The following is a 5,416-nucleotide window of genomic DNA, read 5'->3' as shown; positions in this document are numbered from 1 at the left end:
CCGGCTGACGACCGCGTCGGGCGCGGGACAATGCTGGGCGAACCGTAATCAAGCCCCGCTCCCCGCCGACGGAGAAGACGTGAGTGACAGTTCCACCGCCGCGCGGCGGCCGGGTGCGTTCCTGGTCGACCTGGACGGTACCGTCGCGCTACGCGATGAGGCCGCACCGGGCTGCCGGAGCCCGTACGACTGGGCGAGGGTCGGTGAGGACCTCCCCCACACGCCCGTCATCATCGTCGTCCAGGCGCTCGCCGCCGCCGGTCACCACATCGTCTACATGTCCGGGCGGTCCGAGGAGTGCAGGGCCGCCACGCGCGTGTGGATCGCAGAGCACGTCGGTATCCCGGGTGAGGCCCTGCACATGCGCGCCCGCGGCGACAACCGCCCCGACCACATCGTGAAGCGCGAGCTCTACAGGCGCCGCGTCAAACCGCGCTACGACGTGACCGCGGTGCTCGACGACCGGGCCAAGGTCGTCCGCATGTGGAGAGATCTGGGACTCACCGTGCTGCAGGTGGCCGACGGCGACTTTTGAGCGGCAGACCTGACGCGATCTGCGGACACCCCCAGCACCTGCGGCCGCACGACCACCCACAAATACCGCGAAGCCGGCCCCTGACGGAAGGGAACAACTGCATGATCACGGCGGAGAGTACCCCGCCGTGATCATGTAGTTGGGCGGTGTGGGTTATGAGTCGTGGCCCAATAGGTAGCGCAGGATGAACTCGTGTGCGGTGGCGATGTGCGCGCGGGTGAGCTTGGCGGCGGCGGCGGCATCGCCGCGCCGCACCGCGGCCAGGATCTGACGATGCTCGGTGTGCAGGTGGTCGGTGTCGCCGATCACGCTGACGTGGAGATGGATGTAGCGGTCGGTGAGCCGCCGGAGCCGATCGGTGAGTTCGATCATCCGTGGCCGGTCGGCGCAGGAGTAGGCCAGCGCGTGGAACTTCGCGTTGGCGGCCAGCCAGTCCGTGGCCGACAGCGGCGACTCCATCGCCTCCGCCAGGGACGTCATCTGGGTGACCTCGGCCCGCCCGATACTGGGCACGGCCAGTCCCGTCAGCATGGGCTCCACCGCTTCGCGGAGTTCGTAGAGCTCCTGCAGTTCCGAGATCGACAGGCCGTGGACGACGGCCGTCGAGCGGCCGAGGTCGACGAGCCCCTCGCTGCTCAGCACCTGCAGAGCGTCGCGCACGGGAATGCGGCTGACACCGTAGTCGGCGGCGATGCGGGACTGCGACAACTGGGCGCCGGGCGGTAGCGCGCCGGTGAGCACGAGCCGGCGCAATGAGCTGGTGACCCGTTCGGCCGCTGTGCCCTCCGGGGCCTTGCCCGCCCCCACCATGTTCCACTCCGCCACCTGTGACTCACCGATCCCGTTCGCGGCTGTCCGGACGTTGGTGACGAGGTGTGCTCGTCGTCACGCTGCCCGATATCACACTTAATGTCCGTATACATATATCATAAATCGTATACGGCGTAGGGAGACTTCATGACCGTTAGCGTTTCCTCCGGCGGGAGGGGCGACCTGCCGGGCTCACCTCGCCTGGGTCTGCGCATCGGCGGCCGCGTAGAGGTCGGGACCGATGAGCAGATCAAGGTCGTCAATCCGGCCACCGGTGAGATCTTCGCCGAGCTCGCCGGCGCCGGTGAGCAGGACATCGACCGCGCCGTCGGCGTCGCCGAGGAGACCTTTCGTTCGGGTGGCTGGCGAGACCTGCCCAGGCAGGCCCGCGCACGGGTGCTCCATCACCTGGCCGACGGCATCGAGTCGAGGTTGGCCGATCTCTACCGACTCGAGACGATGGACAACGGGCGGCCGGTGACCGAGACCAAGGCCCAGATCGCCCGGCTACCGGAGTGGTACCGCTACAACGCGGCGCTCCTGTTGGCCGACCGGGGCGCCGTCGTTCCGATGTCCGGCCCCTACCACGTCTACACCAGCCGCTTCCCGCTCGGCGTGGTCGCGATCGTGTCGTCCTTCAACCATCCTCTGATGATCACCTCGAAGAGCCTCGCCCCGGCACTGGCCACGGGCAACACCGTCGTGCTGAAGCCGTCGGAGCAGACGCCGCTGACCGCCCTGATGCTCGGTGACATCGCCGCCGACGCCGGGGTCCCGGCCGGGGTGCTGAACGTGGTCCCCGGCATGGGCCGGACGGCCGGCCGTGCGCTCACCGAACACCGGCTGGTCCGCAAGGTCGTCTTCACCGGCGGCGTCGAGCAAGGGCGGACGATCGCACGCGCGATCGCCGATCGCTTCGCGCGGGCGACTCTCGAACTCGGCGGCAAGTCCCCGGTCCTGGTGTTCGACGACATGCCCGTCGACATCGCCGCTCGCGGGGCCGCCTTCGGCGGGTTCGTCGGCGCCGGCCAGACGTGCATCGCCGGCAGCCGGCTGCTGGTGCAACGCCGCATCTATCGCGAGTTCGTCGATGCCCTCGCCGCCATCGCAGGCTCGATCCGCATCGGAGACCCGAGCCTGGAGAGCACCCAGCTCGGCCCGGTCATCTCGGAGAGGGCGCGGACGCGCTTCCTCGGCCACGTCCGCGGCGGCCTCGACGAGGGCGCGCGGCTCGCGGCCGGTGGACACGAGGCACGGGTTCCCGGCTTCGAGGGCGGCTTCTTCGTCGAGCCGACCCTGCTCGCGGACGTGACCAACGACATGCGGGTCGCGCGGGAGGAGATCTTCGGCCCGGTCGTCGTAGTGATCCCCTTCAGCGACGAGGAGGAGGCCATCACACTCGCCAACGACTCGCCGTACGGGCTCGGTTCGGCGATCTGGACACGGGACGTCGCCCGCGCGCACCGGGTGGCCGAACGCCTCGAGACCGGCATGGTCTGGATCAACGATCACCACCGGCTCGATCCGTCCTCGCCATGGGGCGGGGTGCGTGACAGCGGTGTCGGCCATGAGGGTGGCTGGGAATCGTTCAACGACTTCACGAACATCCGTGCCGTGACCGTCCGGACCGCCGCCGAGGACGTCGACTGGTACGGCGGCGGGTCCACCGGACGACTCAACTGACGGGCGACACGACATTCGGCCGGTCTCTCGTGCGGAGGAGCTCCGGGGGTGGGCGCATGCGTCGCGCCGTCGTCGGTCTCAGTCCTTGGTGAGCTCTTCCATGACCAGGCCGAGCCCGATCGCCAGCAGCCAGACGTCCTTGGCGACGGTGATGCCCTGCTGCGTGGGGCGCAGGCTGCCCTCCTGGCGCATTCCCGGAGTCTTGAGATACAGGCCGACCAGGCCGCCCGCGAAGGCGGTGAGCCCTGCGCCCGCGACGAGCGAGGGCACCACCGGGACCAGCAGCGCCGTTCCGAGGGCCACCTCGGCGATCGAGAGCCGACGGGTGAACTGCTCCGGATCCTGGTCGGCGAGGAACGGATAGGTCCCCGCGGCCATCCCGTGCAACCCCTCGGCGGTCTGCCGGTCCGCCGCTCTCTTGGTCAGCCCGGAGTTCAGGAGGAACGCCCCCGCCGCGAGCCGGGTCGGAAGCTGATGCGATCGGGCCAGGATTCTCATGACTCTCCACACTGACGAGACTCGCCGCCGGGATGTCGGCCAGGTCGTGGTTCTCCCCAGTACGCCGCCGGTTATCCCTCGCCGTCCTGCGGCGGGCGGGCTCCTTTTCGCCTAGGTGCGAACCTCGAAGGACATACCCGCCGAGAATCGATTTTCGTCTTGAAATTGGAATCAAGTATTGACCTTCGATCTTTTGGGCCGTACTTTCATCGAAACTCGACCCTGGAGGCGCTCGTGCGCGATGTGAAGGCAGTCCAGCAGGAACTACGCGACCAGGGCGTCAAGTACGTCTTCGGTTTCTACGTCGACGTCCACGGCGTGCCGAAGAGCAAGTGCGTGCCGCTGGAGTCGCTTCCGTCGATGGCGTCGGGCTCGGAGCTCTACACGGTCGGCGCGATGGAGGGCATGGGCGAGCTCGGCCCGCATGAGGACGAGTGCGAAGGCCGCCCCGACCTCGACCGCCTCATCGTGCTCCCCTGGGACGGGCGCTTCGCCGTCGCGCCCACCGAGCTGCACCTGCACGGCAGGCCCTACGAGCAGGACTCCCGCAACGCCCTGGTCCGGCAGGTCGCCGCCGCCCGTGAACTGGGATTCACCGCCAATGTCGGCATCGAGCCCGAGTTCTACGTCATCCGCGAGACGGCCGACGGCTGGAAGCCCCTGGTCGCCAGCGACGCCGACAACGGGCCGACCAGAGGCTATGACCTCGAGGCGACGCTCCTCGCCGAGCCGTTCCTCGGCCCGATGGTCGAGTACATGAACCAGCTGGGCTGGGGCGTCTACTCGTTCGACCACGAGGGTGGCGACGGCCAGTACGAGTTCAACTTCGACTACGCCGACGCGCTCACCATGGCCGACCGGATGGTGGTGTTCCGGTTGATGGCCAAGCACGTCGCCCGGGAACTCGGCTGCATCGCCACCTTCATGCCGAAGCCCTTCCAGGACGACTTCGGGTCGGCCGCGCACATCAACGTCAGCCTGGCCGACGCGATCTCGGGGGCCAACCTCTTCGCCGAGAACGACGAGCCCGGCCGCTACAGCGACCTGGCGCGGCACTTCACCGCCGGGGTGCTCGCGCACGCCGGGGCGATCAGCGCGGTGGTCTCACCGACGGTCAACTCCTACAAGCGCTTCACCAGCAAGGGCTTCATGGAGGAGATCTCCTGGGCGCCGGTGTACCAGGCGTACGGTGAGAACAACCGCACGCTCATGTGCAGGCTGCCGGTCAACCGGCACTGCATCGAGGTCCGCACCGCCGACAGCGCGGTGAACTACTACCTGGGCATGGCGATGGTGCTGGGCGCGGGCCTGGACGGCATCCGCCGCGAGCTCGATCCCGGTGAACCGCTCAACCAGGACACCTATCGGCTCAGCGCCGAGGAGCTGGAGAAGCTCGGAGCCAAGTCCCTCCCGAGCTCGCTCGGCGCGGCGCTCGACGCGTTCGAGACCGACTCGGTCGCCGCCGAGGTCTTCGGGCCGGAGTTCCACCGCACGTTCCTGTCGTACGGGCGCCAGGAGGTCCACGAGTACGGCGCGGTCGTCACCGACTGGGAGACCCGCAAGTACCTCCGGATGATTTGAGAGGCCGGCCGATGACCACCACCGAACAGCTCCCCGGCGATGTGGCACAGAGCCTCGAGGACGCGAACGCCGAGGCGTTGCGCCGCATCGTGGACGCCGAACCCACGCTGATCGACGTGGCCCCCGCCGGCGAGGTGGTGCCGGGCATGGACGCCCGCACCATCCTCACCTCCGGAGCGCCACTCGACTGGCCCGACTACACCGGCGGGCAGCGCCGCGCCATCCTCTACGCCGCCGTCTACGAGGGCATGGCGTCCGACCTCGCCGCCGCTGAGAGCGCGCTCGACTCCGGGCGGATCCGGGTGCGCA

Annotated in this window: 5 protein-coding genes and 1 pseudogene; 4 read left to right on the top strand and 2 right to left on the bottom strand. The window is 68.8% G+C overall.

All coding sequences use genetic code 11. The features are described from left to right. Positions 1-79 precede the first annotated feature (79 nt). Positions 80-535, top strand: coding sequence for a polynucleotide kinase (locus HKK72_RS35430; RefSeq protein WP_187238773.1), 456 nt, complete (start codon positions 80-82; stop codon positions 533-535). 153 nt (positions 536-688) lie between these two features. Here HKK72_RS35430 and HKK72_RS35425 read toward each other — a convergent pair whose 3' ends face one another. Further along, a complete protein-coding gene (locus tag HKK72_RS35425; protein ID WP_222721553.1) occupies positions 689-1,360 on the bottom strand; it encodes a GntR family transcriptional regulator in 672 nt (223 codons plus the stop codon). Positions 1,361-1,492: 132 nt separating this feature from the next. Between HKK72_RS35425 and HKK72_RS35420 the strand changes: the two genes are divergently transcribed. Further along, entirely contained in the window at positions 1,493-3,028 is a 1,536-nt protein-coding gene (locus HKK72_RS35420) for an aldehyde dehydrogenase (protein WP_187238772.1), read from the top strand. 78 nt (positions 3,029-3,106) lie between these two features. On the opposite strand, the gene HKK72_RS35415 is transcribed toward HKK72_RS35420, so the two are convergent. Further along, entirely contained in the window at positions 3,107-3,526 is a 420-nt protein-coding gene (locus HKK72_RS35415; protein WP_187238771.1) for a hypothetical protein, read from the bottom strand. Positions 3,527-3,760: 234 nt separating this feature from the next. Between HKK72_RS35415 and HKK72_RS35410 the strand changes: the two genes are divergently transcribed. Together HKK72_RS35410 and HKK72_RS35405 are read left to right on the top strand one after the other, a co-directional pair. Then, entirely contained in the window at positions 3,761-5,107 is a 1,347-nt protein-coding gene (locus HKK72_RS35410) for a hypothetical protein (protein WP_187238770.1), read from the top strand. Positions 5,108-5,118: 11 nt separating this feature from the next. Next, positions 5,119-5,416 (top strand): annotated as a pseudogene (locus HKK72_RS35405) (hypothetical protein); the annotation flags it as partial.

It is taken from the genome of Actinomadura sp. HBU206391, assembly GCF_014323665.1.
In the GTDB taxonomy this organism is placed as follows: Bacteria; Actinomycetota; Actinomycetes; order Streptosporangiales; family Streptosporangiaceae; genus Actinomadura_C.
This window is presented reverse-complemented; position numbering and strand designations above follow the sequence as displayed.